The sequence below is a fragment of the Ensifer sp. genome (assembly GCF_031989085.1).
Lineage (GTDB): Bacteria > Pseudomonadota > Alphaproteobacteria > Rhizobiales > Rhizobiaceae > Ensifer.
Window position 1 is genome coordinate 252,659 of sequence record NZ_DALZXU010000004.1, and the last position, 20,211, is coordinate 272,869.

Here is a 20,211-nt window from a genome sequence, read left to right on the forward strand (position 1 = left end):
ATTCGGGGAGCTCGCCATGCCGAGACTATTCACCGCCCTCGAAATTCCGCGCAATGTTGCGATGAGTCTTTCATTGCTGCGCGGAGGTCTTCCCGGAGCCCGCTGGATCGATGTGGAAAACTACCACATCACCTTGCGCTTCATTGGTGACGTCGACTGGCGCACCGCAGACGAGATCATAGACAGGCTCGACCGCATCGAAAGACCGGAGTTCCAGCTGCAGCTGACCGGCACCGGCGCCTTCGGTTCGAAAAAGCCGCATTCGGTCTGGGCAGGCGTCAGCAATCACCCGGAAATGCACGCGCTTCAGGCCGAGATCGAGCGCATCTGCCAGAGGCTCAGGCTGCCGGCCGACCCGCGCAAGTTCACGCCGCATGTCACGCTCGCAAGGCTGCGCTCCAGCCGGGTGGAGGATGTGGTCGAGTATCTCTCCGGTCGCGGCAACTTCATGGCCTCGCCCTTTACCGTTTCGCGTTTCGTGCTGTTGTCGTCACGCGATTCCGTCGGCGGCGGGCCTTACCTCACCGAAGAGGTGTTTCCGCTTCACGAAGCCCGCTCGTCCAGCCTTCCGAGCAACGACGAGCATCCGGCTTCCAACATCTGGTAGAGGCGTTCGAACGCCTCTTCCCCATCATAATACGGATCGGGAACGTCCCGGTCCCGATCCTCGGCGTAAGCCAGGAACAGTGCGATCTTTCCATCGAGACCGGCCGGCGCGATCTGGCGAAGGGTTTTCACGTTCTCGCTGTCCATGCCGAGGATCAGGTCGAAGCTGTCGAAATCGGCTTTTGCGACCTTGCGCCCACGAAGTCCTGAAATGTCGATGCCGTGCCGGCGCGCGACCGCAATAGAACGGCGGTCCGGCGGATCGCCGACATGCCATCCTCCCGTTCCGGCAGAATCGACAAGGATCTGCGACGCCAATCCCTGACGCGTCGAGAGCGCGCGAAGCACGCCTTCGGCAAGCGGCGAACGACAGATATTGCCGAGACAAACAAAAAGAATTCGCACCGGTTTCATGCTATCCGTTTCAAGGAGATAAGAGGTGGGCCGACTTATACGCGGCTCGAAAGCCTTGGAACAGACGCGGTGAAAGGGAGGAACGAATGAGGCCGGAGAAACTCGACGAGGCGACAATCGCCGAGCAGCTGCACAAGATGGAAGGGTGGGTCCGGGCCGAGGACGGCGCCTCGATCTGGAAAGCCTTCCGCTTCAAGAATTTCGTCGAGGCCTTCGGCTTCATGACGGAGATGGCGATCGTTGCCGAAAAGCTCGACCATCATCCCGAGTGGTTCAACGTCTACAATCGCGTCGACGTGACGCTGACGACGCACGACGCCAAGGGCCTGACCGAACTGGACTTCAAACTGGCCGCCCGCATGGACAAGGCAGCAGCCGGCCGCATGCCCGATCATTTGAAATAGATCGAGCGCTTCCCATATTATCAGCGTTGCAACATCGGAAAGAGGCGATGGACGACGTAAAGATTGGTGAAATTCTCCTTCCTGGCGAAGAGTCGGAGCAGGAACGCAGGGAAAAGCGCGTCAAGCGGCGCTTCTGGCCGACCTTTCGCCGCGCCGCCCGTCAGATACCGTTCAGCCGAGAACTTGTGGCCGCCTACTACTGCGCCATAGATCCGAAGACGCCGACGCGCACGCGCGGCATTCTTCTGGCGGCACTCGCCTACTTCGTGCTGCCGATCGACTTCCTTCCCGATTTTCTTGCCGTCGTCGGCTTTTCCGATGACGTCGCGGTTCTGACCGCCGCATTTGCGGCCATCAACGGACAGATCAAGGAAGCCCATTATCTGAAAGCCGACGAAACGCTGGCCGACAATCCTGGCGAATAACCGCAGAACATGCGGTCCATCCGCATCGCCGCCGTATTCCTGCCCAAAAGTCAAACTCTTGCCCGATTCTTTGTGGCATAGACATTTCGGAACGGTGCGGGTCGAGACGTCCTCGTCGGGGCGCGTGTCGTTTGGAATGGCTTGGAGCAGGAACCATCCGGAAGGGCGGTACAAGGCGGCGAACTTTCGACGCCGAAGGCGCGCCTTGAAAAGCACCGGACGGTCGATCTGCTGATGCTGGAGCGAAGCCCGAAAATGCTTCGTTTCGGGGCTGAAACCAGCGGATTTTGGCCCTTGTTGACGGTTTGGTAACCTGAATTAAGTCACAACAATTGAAATCATGACTACGCGTCGCCCGTCTGACCTGTTTCGGGTGATCGAAAAGCAAGAAAAGCGGCAGGACCTCATGTTTGTAAGAAAGATCGCAACTGCAATCGCACTCGTTCTGGCGACCGCCAGCATGGCTGCCGCCCAGTCGCCGACGCGCATCCAGCAGTTCAACGCCTGGGGCGCCTATTCCTACAATTCCGGCGGCGGCAAGGTCTGCTACGTCCTGTCGGTTCCGAAGGAAAAGAGCCCGGCCGGCGTCGATCACGGCGACATCTTCTTCCTGGTATCCCAGCGCCCGGGCCAGAACATCAGCTATGAGCCGCAGGCGATGATGGGCTACCCGCTGCAGGAGAACTCCAAGGTGAACGTCGTCATCGACGGCCGCACCTTCGTCATGTTCACCAAGGGCAATTCCGCATGGGTCGAAAACGCCGCTGAAGAGCCGGCGCTCGTCGCAGCGATGAAGTCCGGCAAGGCGATGTCGGTCAACGCCAAGTCGCGCAAGGGCACCACGACCACCTACGCCTATTCGCTGTCGGGCATTTCGGCTGCGCTGAAGCAGATCGAAGCCTGCAAGTAAGTTTTCGCCTCTTGAGCATGTCGCGCAAAAGTGCGCAGCGGTTTTGCGACAACGACATGCGCAAAAACAAAAACGTGAAGCGCAGTCGCGAATCTGAAAGAGCGCAACGCGCTTAGGCAAAGTGGAAGGCCGGCGCCCGACGCCGGCCTTTTCGCATTCGGGATCGACTGCGCGTGACTCCGGGCCGAAACAATGCTAAAGCCCCGGAAAATTCAGAGCCCCGCGCCCCATTGGCCGCGCTTGAAGGCTCGACCGATTTCAATTCGAGCATCAGGACGATCTCCGGACCCCTCTCCGGACGGGCGCTTTCTGTACGACAGGACACCAGAGCATGGCAGCCACTGAAATCTTGAACCGGGTGGATCCCGTCAGGGCACCGCAGGCACGGATCGCCCCTGAGGCCGAAAAGCCTTCGCTGATCGGGCTGTTGCGCGAAGACATGGCCAAGGCGCTGGTCGAAAAGGGCGTTCCCGAGCGTCAGGTGAAGATGCGCGTCAGCCAGCTCTGGCATTGGCTCTATGTGCGCGGCGTTTCTGATTTCGACGAGATGCTGAACGTGTCCAAGGACATGCGCGAGATGCTGAAGCAGCATTTCACCATCGCCCGGCCCGAGATCGTCGAAGAACAGACCTCGGGCGACGGCACCCGCAAGTGGCTGCTGCGCTTTCCCGCGCGCGGCGCCGGCCGCCCGGTCGAGATCGAAACGGTCTACATCCCCGAGGAGGGCCGCGGCACGCTGTGCATTTCCAGCCAGGTCGGCTGCACGCTCACCTGCTCCTTCTGTCACACCGGCACCCAGAAGCTGGTGCGCAACCTGACGGCCGAAGAGATCCTGGCGCAGCTGCTGCTGGCGCGCGACCGGCTCGGCGACTTCCCGGAGCGCGACACGCCCCAGGGCGCCATCGTGCCGGCCGAGGGCCGCAAGATCACCAACATCGTCATGATGGGCATGGGTGAGCCGCTCTACAATTTCGAAGAGGTCAAGACTGCGCTGCTGATTGCGTCCGACGGCGAGGGCCTGTCGCTCTCCAAGCGCCGCATCACACTTTCGACCTCCGGCATCGTGCCTGAAATCTACCGTACCGGCGAAGAGATCGGCGTCATGCTGGCGATCTCGCTGCATGCCGTGCGCGACGACCTGCGCGACATGCTGGTGCCGATCAACAAGAAGTATCCGCTGAAGCAGCTGATGGACGCCTGCCGCGCCTATCCGGGCCTGTCCAATGCGCGCCGCATCACCTTCGAATATGTGATGCTGAAGGACGTCAACGACAGCCTCGAGGACGCCAAGGAGCTGATCAAGCTTCTGAAGGGCGTTCCGGCGAAGATCAACCTCATCCCGTTCAACCCCTGGCCGGGCACCAACTACCAGTGTTCCGACTGGGAGCAGATCGAGAAGTTTGCCGACTTCATCAACCAGGCTGGCTACGCCTCGCCGATCCGCACCCCGCGCGGCCGCGACATCCTTGCCGCCTGCGGCCAGCTGAAGTCCGAGTCCGAGCGCATGCGCAAGGTCGACCGTCTTGCCTTCGAGGCGATGATGATCGCCAATCACGGCGAGGATTGAGGGACCGACGGATGTGGCGCGCTATGCCCGCCGCACCTGACATCTCACGCTTTCAGCGCCTTGCGGCGCCCAAAGATTGCAGCGATCCCCGGCATCAACCACAGGCATGTCGGGATCGATGAAGAACTTTGATGAGTGATGCAATTCCTATCGATTGATTTCATGGCCTCGGTTTCCTAAGAAAGCGGGCAATCAATCCAGGAGGAAACCCATGCGCTCACTTCTCATCGCCCTTGCCGCCACGGTGGCATTTACCCTGCCCGCACGTGCCGATGAGGTGACCGTCGCCGTAACCGCGATCGTCGAGCATCCGGCTCTCGACGCAGCCCGCGACGGCGTGAAGGACGCGCTGAAGGCGGCCGGCTACAAGGAAGGCGAAAACCTCAAGTTCCTCTACGAGTCGGCCCAGGGCAACCCGGCAACCGCAGCCCAGATCGCCCGCCAGTTCGCCGGCGAAGCGCCAAACGTGATCGTTCCGATCTCCACCCCTTCGGCGCAGGCCGTCGTGTCCTCGACGCGCGACATTCCTGTCGTCTTCACCGCAGTCTCCGACCCGATCGGCGCGCAGCTGGTCAAGGACATGGACAAGCCGGGCGCCAACGTCACCGGTCTTTCCGACATGTCGCCGGTCGCCGAGCACGTCGCGCTGATCAAGGAGATCCTGCCGAACGTCAAGTCGATCGGCTACCTCTACAACTCAGGCGAAGCCAACTCCGTATCGCTGCTGGCGGTGCTGAAGACGGAAGCCGAAAAGGCCGGCCTGACGGTGGTCGAGTCCGCCGCGACGAAGTCCGCTGAAGTCCAGGGCGCCGCCCGCGCGCTCGTCGGCCGTGCCGACGCGATCTATGTCCCGACCGACAACACCATCATCTCGGCACTCGAAGGTGCGGTTGCCGTGGCCGAGGAAGCCAAGCTGCCACTCTTCACCGCCGACACGGACTCGGTCTCGCGCGGCTCGCTCGCAGCCCTCGGCTTCAACTACTACGACGTCGGCAAGCAGACCGGCGAAATCGTCGTTCGCATCCTCAAGGGCGAAAACCCGGGCGATATCGCCGTCAAGGTTGCCGCCGGTTCCGACCTGGTGATCAACAAGAAGGCCGCCGAAAAGATGGGCGTCACGCTTCCGGAAAGTGTCGTCAAGCGCGCCACACGCGTTGTAGAATAAGCCTTCGAGCCTTTTCAGGTTCAAGTTTATTGCGTTTTGGCCGCCCTCGTTCCATACGAGGGCGGTTCGTTATGGGCGGCTGCGTTTTCCCTTCGGAAGGTGCGGATTGCCCTTGAAGTCTGAAGCTGCGCCGACGCCGGATCTTTTGGCGTCATGCGCCAACCGGGGACGCCGCGCCGATATAGAAGCTTGCGGCGCGCGGCAGGAAAAGAGGGTCGGGGATTTGAGTCAAATCGCTTTATGGGGCGCCGTCGAACTGGGGCTGGTCTATGCCTTCGTCGCCATCGGCGTCTTTCTCGCATTCCGGGTTCTCGATTTCCCTGACCTGACGGTCGACGGATCGTTTCCGCTCGGGGCCGCGGTCACCGCGGTGCTCATCATCGCCGGCGTCAATCCATGGGTCGCTGCCGGCGTCGCCATGGTGGCGGGGGCCGCCGCCGGCATGGTCACGGCGATGCTCAACGTGCGCTTCAAGATCCTCAACCTCTTGGCCTCGATCCTGACGATGATCGCGCTGTTCTCGGTCAATCTGCGCGTCATGGGCAAGCCCAACGTCGCGCTGATCAATGCCGACACCATGCTTTCGCCGTTCTTCGGCCTTGGGCTTCGCGAATTCTATGTACGCCCGCTGTTCATCGGCGTGCTCGTGCTCGTGGCCGTCATCGTCGTCTGGCGCTTCCTTGAAAGCGACGCGGGCCTTGCGATGCGCGCGACCGGCGCCAACGCCCGCATGGCCCGCGCGCAGGGCGTCGACACCAACAAGCAGATCTATCTCGGCATGGCGATCTCCAATGCGCTCGTTGCCTTCGGCGGCGCGCTCTTTGCACAGACCAACGGCTTTGCCGATGTCACCTCGGGTGTCGGCACCATCGTCGTCGGCCTTGCCGCCGTCATCATCGGCGAAACGCTGCTCGGCGCCCGCGGCATCCTGATCGCGCTGATCGGCTGCGTGCTCGGCTCGATCCTCTATCGCATCGCCATCCAGCTGGCGCTGTCGACCGACATGCTCGGCCTGCAGGCCTCCGACCTCAATTTCGTCACCGCCGTGCTCGTGACCTTCGCCCTCATCCTTCCCCGTCTTCGTCGCGGAGGTGCGGCATGATCAGCGTCAAGAACATCCAGGTCGTCTTCGGCAAGGGAACGCCGCTCCAGAAGCAGGCGCTGAACGGCGTCGACCTGACGATCGAGCAGGGCTCCTTCGTCACCGTCATCGGCTCCAACGGCGCCGGCAAGTCGACGCTGCTCGGCGTTCTCGCCGGCGACGTGCTGCCGAGTGCCGGCCAGGTGACGATCGGCAAGACAGATGTCACCCGCAAGGGCACCGCCGCCCGCGCCGGGCTCGTCGCCCGCGTCTTCCAGGATCCGCTGACAGGCAGCTGTGGCGCGCTTTCGATCGAGGAAAACCTGGCGCTCGCCGCCAAGCGTGGCGAAGCGCGCGGCCTGATGGCAGCGCTCGGGCCCAAGCGCCGCGAGCATTTCCGCGAGCGCATCGCCGAACTCAATCTCGGCCTCGAAAACCGCATGGGCGACCGCATGGATCTGCTTTCGGGCGGCCAGCGCCAGGCGGTCTCGCTTGTCATGGCGACGCTTGCGGGCTCGGAAGTGCTGCTGCTCGACGAGCATACAGCCGCCCTCGACCCGGGCATGGCCGAGTTCGTCATGAACCTCACGCAGAAGATCGTGTCCGAGCGCAAGCTGACGACGATGATGGTCACCCACTCGATGCGCCAGGCGCTCGACTACGGCCATCGCACGGTCATGCTGCACGGCGGCGAGATCGTGCTCGACGTTGCCGGCGACAGCCGCAAGGAGTTGCAGGTCGAGGATCTGATCGCCATGTTCCGGCGCATCCGCGGACAGACGCTCGACGACGACGCGCTGCTGATCGGCTGAGACCGCCCGCCTCGGCGTCCGCGTCTGCCCCTCATCTGCCTGCCGGCATCTTCTCCCCGTCAAGACGGGGAGAAGAGCATGTGCCGCGATGTCGAGCACGAAGCGCGCGCTTTTTAGAAGAATGCAACGAACGAGAGAATCGAGCAGCCGCCGCTCGATCTCTTCTCCCCGCGTGCGGGGAGAAGATGCCGGCAGGCAGATGAGGGGCCAAGCCCTCCGAAGACGACTTACCGCGCTGCCGTCATGAAGATCTTGGCGGCAAACACCGAGAAGACGCCGGCGAAACTGTAGTCCAGCGCCCGCATGAAACCCTTGTTCCTCTGCAGCCAGGAGGACAGGCCGTCGGCAGCAAACACCACGAGCATGTTGACCGGCATGCCGATGACGATGAACAACCCTCCCAGAAACAGGAGCTTGCCCGTCACCGACGCATCGCCGGCGCTGACGAATTGCGGCAGGAAGGTCATGAAGAAGATGATGACCTTGGGGTTGAGCAGGTTCACCCAGAAGCCCGAGGAGATATTGGAAAGCGCCGTGCCGCTGACGCCGCCGACGGCCTTGACCGAGAGCGTGGATCCGTGCCGGATCGCCTGGACCGCAAGCCAGAGCAGATAGGCGGCACCGCCCGTTTTCAGCACCAGGAACGCTGTCGGCGAGGCGGTGATCAGCGCCGAGATGCCGAAGGCAACCAGCAGCGTGTGAACGACGATGCCGAAGCTCGTCCCGAGCACCACGAAAAGGGCTGCCTTCTTGCCCTGCGACAGCGCCCGGCTGATCGACAGCGTCATGTCAGGCCCCGGCGTCGCCGCAAGCAGAAGCGTGGCGGCGGCAAAGCCGAACAGCGTTGGCAGGCTGGGAAGAAAATCCATATGCGCGATCCCCGGAACACTCGATCGCCCGGTCTATTCCTGCCCGCGGGCTTTTGCGAGCGGATTCGGCTGTTGCAGCGTTCTTCCGCTTGTATCCAGGCGTGTTCTGGATAAAGTGCCGCAGAATTTCCAAGGCGGCACGCCGCCCTCTCCCAAGACCAGACGGACGGAAACCATGGCATCGCATAAAGACGTGAAAAAGGTCGTTCTCGCCTATTCGGGCGGTCTCGACACCTCGATCATCCTGAAGTGGCTGCAGACCGAACTCGGCGCCGAAGTCGTCACCTTCACGGCCGACCTCGGCCAGGGCGAAGAGCTGGAGCCGGCGCGCAAGAAGGCCGAGATGCTCGGCATCAAGGAAATCTACGTCGAGGACGTGCGCGAAGAGTTCGTGAAGGATTTCGTCTTCCCGATGTTCCGCGCCAATGCGGTCTATGAGGGCGTCTACCTGCTCGGCACCTCGATTGCCCGGCCGCTGATTTCCAAGCACCTGATCGACATCGCCAAGAAGACCGGCGCCGACGCGATCGCCCATGGCGCCACCGGCAAGGGCAACGACCAGGTCCGCTTCGAGCTGTCGGCCTATGCGCTGAACCCCGACATCAAGATCATTGCGCCGTGGCGCGACTGGTCGTTCAAGAGCCGCACCGACCTGCTCGAATTCGCCGAGAAGCACCAGATCCCGGTCGCCAAGGACAAGAAGGGCGAGGCGCCCTTCTCCGTCGACGCCAACCTGCTGCACTCCTCGTCCGAGGGCAAGGTTCTGGAAGATCCGTCGCAGGAAGCGCCTGAATACGTGCACATGCGCACGATTTCGCCGGAAGCGGCCCCCGACAAGGCGACCGTCATCAAGATCGGCTTCGAGCGCGGCGACGCGGTCTCGATCAACGGCGTGCGCCTTTCGCCGGCAAATCTGCTGGCCAAGCTCAACGACTATGGCCGCGACAACGGCATCGGCCGCCTCGACCTCGTCGAAAACCGCTTCGTCGGCATGAAGTCGCGCGGCGTCTACGAGACCCCCGGCGGCACGATCCTGCTTTCCGCCCACCGTGCGATCGAATCGATCACGCTCGACCGGGGTGCTGCCCACCTCAAGGACGAGTTGATGCCGCGCTATGCCGAACTGATCTACTACGGCTTCTGGTTCTCGCCCGAGCGCGAAATGCTGCAGGCCGCGATCGACCGCAGCCAGGAGCATGTCGAAGGCGAAGTGACGCTGAAGCTCTACAAGGGCAACGTCATGGTCACCGGCCGCGAGAGCGAGAAGTCGCTCTACTCCGACAAGCTGGTCACCTTCGAGGACGACCAGGGCGCCTACGACCAGAAGGACGCCGCCGGCTTCATCAAGCTCAACGCGCTGCGCCTGCGTACGCTGGCTGCGCGCAACCGCTAACGCGGCAGCCTACACCGCACAAAACAAAGCCTCCGCGACCCGGGTCGCGGAGGCTTTTTCATGCGCCTTGATATCGCGCGAGAGTCTCTGTCATTCAGCCGCTTCCGGCAGCGCATTTTGACCGTCGGTCGGTGCGGCCAGTGGCCTTAGGCGAACCGTGCGCCGATACCAGACATAGCTGAGGATGCAGGCGAGGCCAAAACCGGGAATGATCGTGCCGAGTGCCAGCACCGGGACGCCCACGGCAGCGGCAATCGCCCCGCCCAGCAGACCGGACCCCATCTGGATGAAGCCCATCATCGCCGATGCCGTGCCGGCGATCTCGGGAAAGGGTGCCATCGCCGCAGTCATCATGTAAGGCATGACAAAGGCGATGCCGAAGGCATAGACACCAATCGGCAGCATCACCGAAAGGAAGCTCGGCGGCAGTGCGTGCATGGTATAGGCAAGCACGAGACTGGCCGCGCCGATGAAGACGAGGCCCGCCGGAACCAGCGCCTGCGGCGTGAAGCGACGCATCAACAGGCGCACCACCACCGTTCCCGAAAAGAAGAGACCCGATTGCATCAACATGCCGACGCCGAACTGGGTCGGCGTCAGGCCGACTTCATTGATCAACACGAAGGGGAGCATCGTGGCCCACGCGTAGAGCGCGCCGACCGCCCCGGCGATGACGAGCGTTGAGGACATGAAACGGCTGTCGCTCACCAACAGGCGATAGGCGGCAAGGATCGGCTTCAGGTGCCCCTTGGCCGGGTCTGGTGTCGCTGTCTCAGCCATGAAGAACTGCACGGTGATACAAGCCATGGCGGCAAAGCCGACCATCAGCAAGAAAATCGACTGCCAGCCGAACAGGCCAAGCGCCAGACCGCCGAGTGTCGGCGAAACGGCCGGCCCGAGCGCCAGCATCATGCCGATCATGTTCATGATCCGGGCTGCCTGCAGGCCGGTGAACTGGTCGCGCACGATGGCACGTGCGACCGTCATGCCGACGGAAGCGCCGATGCCCTGTACCAGTCGTCCCGCGAGCAGGACCGAGACCGACGGCGCGAAGGCCGCCATCAGGCTGCCGGCGAGATAGATGGCCATGAAGATCAGCGTCGTGCGCCTGCGGCCGATGACATCGGAAAGCGTGCCCGAGACCAGCTGCGCAAAGGCGAAGCCGGCGAAATAGAGAGACAGCGTCATCTTGATCGCCGCCTCGCTGGACGAGAAGGCGCGCACCAGTTCGGGCATGGCGGGCGTATAAAGCGCCATCGAGACCGGGCCGAGCGCCACCAGGAAGGCACCGATGATGCTGGTGCGCCGTTCGCTCATGCGGCGCGTCATTCCTTCGCCCCCTTCTCCTTGCCGGCGGCGCACGGGTCGAGGCGGCGGAGATTGTCGCGCAGGATACGCAGGTTGCCGCGCAGCATCTCGCGCGTCTCCTCGTCGAGCCCGGCCGTATAGGCATTCATCATTTCACGCAGGCCCGCCATCAGCTCGGCGAGCAACGGATCGGCCTTGTCGGTGATGACGACGTTCTTGGCGCGGCGATCGGCAGGATCCGGCATCCGGGCCACCAGCCCCATCGCCTCCAGCCGGTCGAGATAGGCCGACAGCGTCATCGGCTCGATGCCCATGCGGGTTGCGATCTCTGCCTGCTTGATGCCCTCGGTCAGCGCCACCTGGATCAGCGTGCGGGCTTCGCCCGGCGTGATGCCGAGGTCCATCGCATTGACCTTGCGGTCAAACGCGCCACGCAGCAGCCTGGAGACATCGGTCAGCAACATGCCGATGGTTTCGGATTCGAGTTTTGTCGGCATCTGGATCGTTCACAAGAGATATAATAAGCTTTCCTTATCATACCCCTTGGCAACATTCAACGCGACGCCGGCAGGCTCAGCCCTCGAGTTCCTCGCGCAGCATCTCCAGCTCGAGCCATTCCTCTTCCATGCGCGCGAGATCGCCGCGAAGCTTCTCCAGCTCCTGCGCCAGCTTGGCGAATGTGTTCGGATCCTTGGCAAAGAGATTGGGATCGGCCATGCGCTCCTCGCGCTTGGCCGCCTCCGCTTCCGCCTTTTCGATCTCCTTCGGCAGATTTTCGAGCGCGAATTTCTGCTTGTAGGAGAGCTTGCCCTTGGCCTTCGGCGCCTCGGCAACGGGCGAAGCAGCGTCGGACGCCTTCGCCTTTTCCGCCTTCTCGGCCTTGCGACGCTCCTCGATGGCGCCCTTGCGCTGCGCCATCATATCGGTGTAGCCGCCGGCGTATTCGATCCAGCGACCGTCAGGCGCTTCCGGGTTGGCCGGCGCAATCGTCGAGCTGACGGTGCGGTCGAGGAAGTCGCGGTCGTGGCTGACGAGGATGACGGTTCCGGCAAAGCCGGCGACGACCTCCTGCAAGAGATCGAGGGTCTCGATGTCGAGATCGTTGGTCGGTTCGTCGAGGATCAGCAAGTTGGTGGCGCGGGCAAGAATGCGCGCCAGCATCAACCGCGCGCGTTCACCGCCGGACAGTTCGCGAATGGGGGTGCGGGCCTGCTCCGGCTGGAACAGGAAATCCTTCATGTAGCCGGTGACGTGGCGCTGTTCACCGTTGACGATCAGGCTCTCGCCGCGTCCGTCGGTCAGGTAATGAGCGAGCGTGTCCTCGAGGTTGAGGTCTTCGCGCTTCTGGTCGAGCGTCGCCATTTCAAGATTGGTGCCGAGCTTCACCGTGCCGGTATCCGGCTCGATCTGCCCGGTCAGCATCTTCAACAGCGTGGTCTTGCCGGCACCGTTCGGGCCGACAAGGCCGATCCGGTCGCCGCGATGCACGCGGATCGAAAACGGCGCGACGATCGTGCGATCGCCGTAAACCTTGCTGATCTTTTCCGCCTCGATGACCAGCTTGCCGGATTCCTTGGCGTCGGAAGCGGTCGCCTGGACGGATCCCTGCGGACCCTTGTGGCCGCGATGGCGCGAGCGCATGTCCTGCAATTCGCCGAGACGGCGCATGTTGCGCTTGCGCCTGGCGGTCACGCCATAGCGCAGCCAGTGCTCCTCGCGCTCGATCGCCTTGCCGAGCTTGTGCTGCTCCAGTTCTTCGGCTTCCAGCACCTCGTCGCGCCAGGCCTCGAAATGGCCGAAGCCGCGGTCGAGCCGGCGCGACTGGCCGCGATCGAGCCAGACGGTGGCGGTCGACACCTTTTCGAGGAACCGCCGGTCGTGCGAGATCAGCACCAGGGCCGAACGGCTGCGTGTCAGTTCGTCTTCGAGCCATTCGATGGTCGGCAGGTCGAGATGGTTTGTCGGCTCGTCGAGCAGGAGAATATCCGGCTCCGGTGCCATCACCCGGGCAAGCGCCGCGCGGCGCGCCTCGCCGCCGGAAAGCCGCGCCGGATCTTCCTCGCCCGTCAGCCCGAGATGCTGCAGCAGATAGGCGACGCGATACGGATCGTCGCTCGGGCCCAGGCCCGATTCCGCATAGGCCTGCACCGTATCGTACCCTTCAAAATCCGGCGCCTGCGGCAGGTAGCGCACCGTCGAGGACGGATGACGGAACACTTCGCCCGACTGCGCCTCGGCAAGGCCGGCGGCGATCTTCATCAGCGTCGACTTGCCCGACCCGTTGCGCCCGACAAGGCAGATGCGGTCTCCCGGCTCCACCTGCAGGTTGGCGCCGGCCAGAAGCGGCGTGCCACCGAAGGTCAGGAAGATATCGTCGAGTTTCAGAATGGGAGGCGCCAAGGCTCAGGCTCCGGAAAGGTCATAGGGGCGGGCGAGAACGATCGCCCGGCCGGTGTCGAGGGAAATGCGAAGGGGACCCTCCGCAACATTGGAAACGGTACGGGACGATCCGAACGGCAAGGTGAAATCGGCAAGCGGATAGCGCGCATTGACGATGGTCAGCCCGAAGAGATCGGTCAGTCCGAGGATCGAGAACAGGCTGCCCTTCGGCAGATCGATGTCGATCTCGCCTGCAAGCAGCGGATAGGCCTCTTCCTCGCCCGAGGTCATGAACACCGGAAGCCCGCGCTCGGCAAGCGAGGCGGCCTGAAGCAGATGCAGGAAAGCATGGTCGCTGCGCGACCCACCGAGCGCGCCGGCAAAGATCAGGGCTTGCGCACCACGCGAAAGCGCGGCCTCGACGGCGATCTCGCCATCGGTCGCAGCCTTGGCGGCAGGATAGGGCTCGCGCGGAACGCCGGAAAATTCGGCAAGCAGCGCCTCTTCGGTCGAATCGAAGTCACCCACCCAGACGTCGGGCATGACCGACAACGTCCGCGCATGCCGCATGCCGCCGTCAGCCGCGACAAAGCGACTGCCGGCGAGCTGTCGCGCTAGGCGGTCGGTCGGGGTCAGCGCACCGCCGAGCAGAATGGTGAAGGTGGATCGGGCCATGGCAAAGCCCATAGCGCAAAGGCACGTCCAAGGAAAAGCAAGAAAACCGAACAGGGCCGGTATCGGGCGATTTTGCGCCCGCTGTCGTCAGTGTTGGTCGGGCAAGGGTTCCGGAAACAGCATGTCCGCATAGATGCCGGGCGTGGAATCGGGGATCTCGATGGCGCCAACGGTGCGCCGGTAGAAATCGGCCGGGCCAACGCCGCCGATAACGGCGTAGCCGTAGCCCGCATTGCGCATCGCGATCAGGCTCTCGCGCAGGAGCGCCTCGCCAATCCCTCGCCCACGCATCGCCTCGTCGACACCCGTCGGCCCGAAGAAGCCGAGTGCGGTGACGTCGTGGCAGGCAAATCCGACGATCCGCTCCTCAAACACCGCGATGTGCATGCGCGTCGGGGTCGCAGCGAAGGCGGCCTCCGCCTCGCCCGCCCAGCCGGCGCCGAAGGTCTGCTCGATCCACGCAACTGCGAGCCGGCGCTCGGGCGCCATCGCACGGTGAATGCCGATCCCCGCACCAAGCGGCGATGTCGGCCGGGCCGGCAGGGCATAAAGGCGAACGAGCATGTCGGTCATTGCAGCGTCCTTCCGCGTCCGGATCTCCCATGTCCGTCGGCAAACCTATCGCATATGGCGCGGAAGGCGAAACGCCGCGTACCGCCTTTGCTGCCAGCAAACTTCGCTTGCCATCAAACCGGCGCAGCGGTAAATCTCTTCCCGCTCTAACGGGGTGCCTTCCGGCCGCATGCGGCTGAAGGCTGAGAGGCGTTTGACGCCAACCCGCGGAACCTGATCCGGCTCATACCGGCGGAGGGATTAGACGCGATCGGATCGATACGCCCTTTTCCCATGCAACATCAATTTTAGGGAGAGGTGCCTGCCATGTCCAATTTTCCGCAAACGAAGCTCCTTAGCCGGCTAGCGCTTGCTGCTGCTGCCAGCCTTGTCTTTACGACCGGCGCTGCCGCCGCTGAGAAGACGCTGACGGTTTACACCTATGAGAGCTTCATCACCGAATGGGGCCCGGGCGCCAAGGTCGCCGAGGCCTTCGAAAAGACCTGCGAATGCAAGGTCACCTATGTCGGCGTCGCTGATGGCGTCGAGCTTTTGACCCGCCTGAAGCTGGAAGGCGCTGCCTCCAAGGCCGACATCGTGCTCGGCCTCGACACCAACCTCGTCGCCGAAGCCAAGGCGACCGGTTTCTTCGCGCCGCATGGCATCGAAGCCAAGGATGTCAAGGTGCCCGGCGGCTTCACCGACGACACGTTCCTTCCCTATGACTACGGCCATTTCGCCGTCGTCTACGACACGCAGACACTGAAGACGCCGCCGAAAAGCCTGAAGGAACTGGTCGAAGGCGACCCGTCGCAGAAGATCGTCATCGAGGATCCGCGCACCTCGACGCCGGGTCTCGGCCTGCTTCTGTGGGTCAAGGCCGTCTATGGCGACGAGGCCGGCACCGCCTGGGCGAAGCTCAAGGACCGGGTCCTGACGGTGACGCCGGGCTGGTCGGAAGCCTACGGCCTCTTTACCAAGGGCGAGGCACCGATGGTGCTGTCCTATACGACCTCGCCCGCCTACCACATGGTGGCCGAAAACACGGATCGTTATCAGGCAGCCGAATTCTCGGAAGGGCACTATATCCAGATCGAAGTCGCCGGCATGACCAAGAACGCCAAGGAACCGGACCTTGCCCGGCAGTTTCTCGGCTTCATGACCGGTCCGGAGTTCCAGTCGATCATCCCGACCACCAACTGGATGATGCCGGTTGCAGCCACCAAGGAGCCGCTGCCGGACGCCTTCGGCAAGCTGGTCAATCCGGAAAAGACGTTCCTGCTGCCGTCGGAAGAGGTCGCGGCAAACCGCAAGGCCTGGATCGACGAATGGCTGGCAGCCATGAGCAAGAACTGAGGCGCACTTGTTCGCGCCTGCCGAAAATCGCACAATCATAACCGCCGGGGCCCTCAGCCTCGGCGGCATTGTGCTGTTCGTCTGCCTTGCGGTCGCAGCACTGCTGCTCGCGAGCGGCGACTTCGGCAATGGCACGCTGTTCGATGCCTATATCTGGCGGGTAACCCGCTTCACCCTTTTGCAGGCAACCCTGTCGACGCTGCTTTCGGTTCTGCTGGCCATTCCGATCGCCCGCGCATTGGCGCGCCGCTCCGCCTTTCCCGGCCGCGTCTGGGTGCTGCGGCTCATGGCCCTGCCGCTCGGCCTGCCGGTGCTGGTCGGCGCTCTCGGCCTGATCGAGATCTGGGGCCGGCAGGGTGTTCTCAACACCGCCCTTGCCGGGCTCGGGCTGCAGCAGCCGGTCAGCATCTACGGCCTCTTCGGCATCCTGCTCGCCCACGTCTTCTTCAACATGCCGCTGGTCGCGCGCCTCTTTCTTTCAGGGCTCGAGCGCATCCCCCCGGAATATTGGCGCACCAGCGCCAATCTCGGCATGCCGGCAGGCGCGGTCTTTCGCTTTGTCGAATGGCCGGTGCTGCGTGGGCTCCTGCCGGGCGCCGCCGGCCTGGTCTTCATGCTCTGCGCCACCAGCTTCACGCTGGTGCTGACGCTTGGCGGTGGGCCGGCCGCCAGCACCATCGAGGTTGCGATCTACCAGGCGCTGCGCTTCGATTTCGATCCGCAAAGGGCAATCGCCCTGTCCGCGTTGCAGATCGCCATGACCGGCGTGCTGTTGCTGATCCTTGCACGCCTCGCGACCGAACCGGCGGAGGGCGCCACCGGCGGCGGTGCGGCCAGACGCTACGACACCGGCAGCGGCTGGTCGCAGGTGTTTGATGCCGGCTGGATCCTGTTCGCGCTCCTGTTTATCGGCGCGCCGCTGATCACCGTCCTTGCGTCCGGCCTCAGCGCCGACCTGGTCAAGCTGGCGGGCGACCGCACAGTCCATCGCGCCCTGATCACCAGCATCGTTATCGCCGTCCTCTCGGCTTTGCTGTGCGTCACCATTGCCGCTGCGATGATCCGCGCCGGAGGCACCGTCACGGCGCGCCGGCACGTCCCGACCCTGGCCAAGGCCTTTGCCGGGACGATCACCGCAAGCACATCCCTGGTGCTGCTGGTGCCGCCGGTCGTGCTGGGAGCCGGATGGTTCCTGCTTCTGCGGCCATTCGGCGACGTCGCCCGTTTCGCACCCGCCATCGTCGTTGCCATCAACGCGCTGATGGCGCTGCCCTTCGTTCACCGCATCCTCGCGCCGGCAATGGCAACCCATGCGGCGCGCACCGACCGATTGACGGCGAGCCTCGGCATCCGGGGCTTCCATCGCCTGCGATGGATCGACCTGCCGCCGCTCCGCAAACCGCTGCTGATGGCCGCCTCCTTTGCCATGGCGCTGTCGCTCGGCGATCTCGGCGCCGTCGCGCTGTTCGGTTCGCAGGACATGGTCACCCTGCCCTGGCTGCTCTATAGCCGGATGGGCAGCTATCGCACCACGGACGCGGCCGGGCTGGCGCTGTTTCTCGGCCTCCTCTGCCTGATCTTCACCATGCTTGGCACCGCCGGCGACAGGCGCATGCCGGAAGGGCGCAACGCATGAACTCAAAGGCGGCAGTAGAACTTGCCGGTGTCGATATCCGCTATGACACCACCGCCCTTCACTTCGATTGCGTCGTCCCGCCCGGCGGCATCGTTGCGGTTGCGGGCGCTTCGGGGTCGGGAAAATCGACGCTCTTTCACGTCATTGCGGGGTTCGAGCAACCGGACAGCGGCGAGGTTCGCATTCTCGGCGAGGCTATGTCGGGACGGGCGCCATCGGAACGGCCGGTGTCCGTCGTCTTTCAGGATAACAACCTGTTTGCGCATCTCGACGTCGTCACCAATGTCGGCTTCGGCATCAGCCCCTCGTTTCGCCTTTCCACGGCGGATCGCGGCCGCATCGACGACGCACTTCATCGCGTCGGGCTCGACGGTTTCGGCAAGCGCCTGCCGTCGACCTTGTCCGGTGGCGAGCGCCAGCGCGTAGCACTCGCCCGCGCCCTGGTGCGGCACCGGCCCCTTCTGCTGCTGGACGAGCCTTTTGCCGCGCTAGATCCCGGCATGAGATCGGGCATGCGGGCGTTGTTGCGCGACCTGCATCGCCAGGAAATGAACACCATCCTGTTGATCACGCACCATCCCGATGACGTGAGGGCACTGGCCGACAGCGTGCTTTTTCTCGACCGCGGGCGTATCATCGCCCATGACCCGGTCGAGCGCTTTCTCAACCGGCGCGACGTGGCGGCGATCAACGACTTTCTCGGCAACGGTGATGCAGCCTAGAATCGTGCCGCACCGGTGCTTCGCCACAATTTGACCGCTGCGCCATGCGAGGCGCGGATGATCCGGGCGGAACAGGCGCGAATATTCGCGCATCCGTTGCCGTGATACCACGGGGCAATTATGTGTGTGGGGGTATGCTGCAGCCCCGCGTGCCGGGCATGACGCGCGAGGGACGCTGTAGCACTATGAAACTGCTGCACAATTTTATCCCTAGATCGGGTCCGGTTTAAGGAATTATGCAGTAGGCAGGTGGCGCTGAAATCAGATACAGCAAGACCTGGGCTGGAATACGCATGCCGGATCAGGTGTATCCGGCCGAAAAGGTAAGAGTTTCAACGCCATTGGATACAATGATGGGGTGGCGTTGGACGGGAAACGGGCTGAGGCATGGAACGTCATACAGTCAGAAACGACCGGTTCCCGCGCAAACGCGGTGGCCTCCGGGCACGTGCTGTGGTTGCATTGCTGGCGACAACATTGCTTTCCGCCTGCCAGTCCGTCATCGAGCAGACCTACGAGCCGACCGTTTCGCCGTCCTCCAATCCGCAGATCGTCGACGAAGTCCAGAAAAACGACCCACGGGCCCAGCTCGGCGCGCGCGAACATCCGCGCATCGTTGCGAGCTATGGCGGCGAATACAAGGACGCAAAGACCGAGCGGCTGGTCGCCCGCATTACCGGTGCCCTGACGGCGGTGTCGGAAAATCCGCAGCAGTCCTACCGCATCACCATCCTCAATTCCCCGGCGATCAACGCGTTTGCTCTGCCCGGTGGCTACCTCTATGTCACGCGGGGCCTGCTCGCGCTCGCCGACGACGCCTCCGAGGTTGCAGCCGTTCTGTCGCATGAAATGGCACACGTCACCGCCAACCACGGGATCGAGCGCCAGCAGCGCGAGGAAGCCGAAGTCATCGCCAGCCGCGTCGTCTCCGAGGTGCTGTCGTCGGATCTCGCCGGCAAGCAGGCACTGGCGCGCGGCAAGCTGCGTCTCGCCGCCTTCTCCCGCAACCAGGAGCTCCAGGCCGACGTCATCGGCGTGCGCATGCTCGGCGAAGCCGGCTACGATCCTTACGCGGCGGCGCGCTTCCTCGATTCCATGGCGGCCTATGCCCGCTTCTCGGCGGTCGACCCGGAAGCCGACCAGAGCCTCGACTTCCTGTCGAGCCACCCGAACGCGCCGCAGCGCGTCGATCTCGCGCGCCGCCATGCGCGCGCCTTCGGCGCCGAGGGCACGAGCGGCGACCGTGGCCGCGACTACTATCTGGCCGGCATCGACGGTCTCCTCTACGGCGACAGCCCGCAGGAAGGCTATGTCCGCGGCCAGACCTTCATGCATGGCCAGCTCGGGATCAGATTTGACGTGCCGACAGGCTTCCAGATCGACAACAAGGCGGAAGCCGTGCTGGCGACAGGCCCGGGCGACGTGGCGATCCGCTTCGACGGCATCGCCGACACCGCGCGCAAGAGCCTGACGGACTATATCGCCAGCGGCTGGGTGACCGGCCTGCAGCCGGACACTATCCGTCCCATTTCCGTCAACGGCCTGGAGGCGGCAACGGCGCGTGCGTCCGCCGATCGCTGGGACTTCGACGTGACGGTCGTGCGCATCGACAATCGCATATACCGCTTCCTCACCGCCGTTCCGAAAGGATCGCGCGCGCTTGAGCCGACGGCAAACCAGCTGCGCACGACGTTCCGCAAGATGACGCCGTCAGAAGCGCAGTCGCTGAAGCCGCTGCGCATCCGCGTGGCCGTGGTCAAGCCCGGTGAGACGATCGCCACCCTGGCCGCCCGGATGATGGGCACCGACCGCAAGCTCGACCTGTTCCGGCTGATCAACGCCATGCAGGTGACCTCGACCATCAAGCCCGGCGATCGGGTCAAGATCATCTCCGAGTAAACGACAACAGCGCCCGGCCATGTCTGGCCGGACGCTGT

Annotated in this window: 20 protein-coding genes and 1 riboswitch; of the genes, 13 read left to right on the top strand and 7 right to left on the bottom strand. The window is 63.6% G+C overall.

What is annotated here, in order from left to right:
- The first annotated feature begins 16 nt into the window (after positions 1-16).
- On the top strand, positions 17-607 hold the full coding sequence (gene thpR / locus RTP54_RS20140) for an RNA 2',3'-cyclic phosphodiesterase (protein ID WP_312365401.1): 591 nt from the start codon (positions 17-19) through the stop codon (positions 605-607).
- Here the strand turns inward: thpR and RTP54_RS20145 are convergent.
- Positions 544-1,020 (bottom strand): low molecular weight protein-tyrosine-phosphatase, encoded by a 477-nt coding sequence (locus RTP54_RS20145; RefSeq protein WP_312365402.1) that lies wholly within the window; start codon positions 1,018-1,020, stop codon positions 544-546. The two genes, thpR and RTP54_RS20145, sit on opposite strands and share 64 nt — an antisense overlap.
- Positions 1,021-1,106: 86 nt before the next feature.
- Here RTP54_RS20145 and RTP54_RS20150 point away from each other — a divergent pair, with 86 nt between their 5' ends.
- The 7 genes from RTP54_RS20150 to RTP54_RS20180 all read left to right on the top strand — a co-directional run bounded on the left by RTP54_RS20150 (position 1,107) and on the right by RTP54_RS20180 (position 7,384).
- Positions 1,107-1,424, top strand: a complete 318-nt coding sequence (locus tag RTP54_RS20150) for a 4a-hydroxytetrahydrobiopterin dehydratase (protein WP_112806607.1) — start codon at positions 1,107-1,109, stop codon at positions 1,422-1,424.
- 47 nt (positions 1,425-1,471) lie between these two features.
- A complete protein-coding gene (locus RTP54_RS20155; protein WP_112806609.1) occupies positions 1,472-1,849 on the top strand; it encodes a YkvA family protein in 378 nt (125 codons plus the stop codon).
- A gap of 406 nt (positions 1,850-2,255) precedes the next feature.
- Positions 2,256-2,759: an invasion associated locus B family protein gene (locus RTP54_RS20160; RefSeq protein ID WP_112806760.1), complete on the top strand. Its 504-nt coding sequence runs from the start codon at positions 2,256-2,258 to the stop codon at positions 2,757-2,759.
- Between the two features lie 331 nt (positions 2,760-3,090).
- The gene (gene rlmN / locus RTP54_RS20165; protein ID WP_112806611.1) at positions 3,091-4,326 is read left to right on the top strand and encodes a 23S rRNA (adenine(2503)-C(2))-methyltransferase RlmN; all 1,236 of its coding nucleotides are present in this window, start codon (positions 3,091-3,093) and stop codon (positions 4,324-4,326) included.
- A gap of 211 nt (positions 4,327-4,537) precedes the next feature.
- Positions 4,538-5,491 carry an ABC transporter substrate-binding protein gene (locus RTP54_RS20170; RefSeq protein ID WP_112806613.1) on the top strand — a complete coding sequence of 318 codons (954 nt, stop codon included), beginning with the start codon at positions 4,538-4,540 and terminating at the stop codon, positions 5,489-5,491.
- A 223-nt stretch (positions 5,492-5,714) separates the two neighbouring features.
- Positions 5,715-6,593, top strand: a complete 879-nt coding sequence (locus tag RTP54_RS20175; RefSeq protein WP_112806615.1) for an ABC transporter permease — start codon at positions 5,715-5,717, stop codon at positions 6,591-6,593.
- A complete protein-coding gene (locus RTP54_RS20180) occupies positions 6,590-7,384 on the top strand; it encodes an ABC transporter ATP-binding protein (RefSeq protein ID WP_112806617.1) in 795 nt (264 codons plus the stop codon). The genes RTP54_RS20175 and RTP54_RS20180 overlap by 4 nt, the downstream gene beginning before the upstream one ends.
- Before the next feature lie 227 nt (positions 7,385-7,611).
- Here RTP54_RS20180 and RTP54_RS20185 read toward each other — a convergent pair whose 3' ends face one another.
- Positions 7,612-8,253 (bottom strand): LysE family translocator, encoded by a 642-nt coding sequence (locus RTP54_RS20185; RefSeq protein ID WP_112806619.1) that lies wholly within the window; start codon positions 8,251-8,253, stop codon positions 7,612-7,614.
- Between the two features lie 175 nt (positions 8,254-8,428).
- On the opposite strand from RTP54_RS20185, the gene RTP54_RS20190 reads away from it, so the two are divergent.
- The gene (locus RTP54_RS20190; RefSeq protein WP_112806621.1) at positions 8,429-9,646 is read left to right on the top strand and encodes an argininosuccinate synthase; all 1,218 of its coding nucleotides are present in this window, start codon (positions 8,429-8,431) and stop codon (positions 9,644-9,646) included.
- Positions 9,647-9,736: 90 nt separating this feature from the next.
- On the opposite strand, the gene RTP54_RS20195 is transcribed toward RTP54_RS20190, so the two are convergent.
- The 5 genes from RTP54_RS20195 to RTP54_RS20215 all read right to left on the bottom strand — a co-directional run bounded on the left by RTP54_RS20195 (position 9,737) and on the right by RTP54_RS20215 (position 14,581).
- Positions 9,737-10,975 carry a multidrug effflux MFS transporter gene (locus RTP54_RS20195; RefSeq protein WP_312365403.1) on the bottom strand — a complete coding sequence of 413 codons (1,239 nt, stop codon included), beginning with the start codon at positions 10,973-10,975 and terminating at the stop codon, positions 9,737-9,739.
- On the bottom strand, positions 10,972-11,451 hold the full coding sequence (locus RTP54_RS20200) for a MarR family transcriptional regulator (RefSeq protein ID WP_312365405.1): 480 nt from the start codon (positions 11,449-11,451) through the stop codon (positions 10,972-10,974). The genes RTP54_RS20195 and RTP54_RS20200 overlap by 4 nt, the downstream gene beginning before the upstream one ends.
- Before the next feature lie 76 nt (positions 11,452-11,527).
- Entirely contained in the window at positions 11,528-13,354 is a 1,827-nt protein-coding gene (locus RTP54_RS20205; RefSeq protein ID WP_312365407.1) for an ABC-F family ATP-binding cassette domain-containing protein, read from the bottom strand.
- 3 nt (positions 13,355-13,357) lie between these two features.
- A complete protein-coding gene (locus RTP54_RS20210) occupies positions 13,358-14,008 on the bottom strand; it encodes a thiamine diphosphokinase (RefSeq protein WP_312365409.1) in 651 nt (216 codons plus the stop codon).
- Positions 14,009-14,095: 87 nt separating this feature from the next.
- The gene (locus RTP54_RS20215; protein ID WP_112806629.1) at positions 14,096-14,581 is read right to left on the bottom strand and encodes a GNAT family N-acetyltransferase; all 486 of its coding nucleotides are present in this window, start codon (positions 14,579-14,581) and stop codon (positions 14,096-14,098) included.
- Between the two features lie 140 nt (positions 14,582-14,721).
- Positions 14,722-14,838: riboswitch (TPP riboswitch) on the top strand.
- A gap of 49 nt (positions 14,839-14,887) precedes the next feature.
- Here RTP54_RS20215 and thiB point away from each other — a divergent pair.
- The 4 genes from thiB to RTP54_RS20235 all read left to right on the top strand — a co-directional run bounded on the left by thiB (position 14,888) and on the right by RTP54_RS20235 (position 20,173).
- Complete coding sequence (gene thiB / locus RTP54_RS20220; RefSeq protein WP_312365411.1) at positions 14,888-15,916, top strand: thiamine ABC transporter substrate binding subunit; 1,029 nt, start codon at positions 14,888-14,890, stop codon at positions 15,914-15,916.
- Between the two features lie 7 nt (positions 15,917-15,923).
- Complete coding sequence (gene thiP, locus RTP54_RS20225) at positions 15,924-17,552, top strand: thiamine/thiamine pyrophosphate ABC transporter permease ThiP (RefSeq protein WP_312365412.1); 1,629 nt, start codon at positions 15,924-15,926, stop codon at positions 17,550-17,552.
- Positions 17,549-18,274, top strand: coding sequence for an ATP-binding cassette domain-containing protein (locus RTP54_RS20230; RefSeq protein WP_312365413.1), 726 nt, complete (start codon positions 17,549-17,551; stop codon positions 18,272-18,274). Before thiP ends, RTP54_RS20230 begins: the two co-directional genes overlap by 4 nt.
- A 387-nt stretch (positions 18,275-18,661) precedes the next feature.
- Positions 18,662-20,173 carry a M48 family metalloprotease gene (locus tag RTP54_RS20235; protein ID WP_112806637.1) on the top strand — a complete coding sequence of 504 codons (1,512 nt, stop codon included), beginning with the start codon at positions 18,662-18,664 and terminating at the stop codon, positions 20,171-20,173.
- The last annotated feature ends 38 nt before the right edge of the window (positions 20,174-20,211 follow it).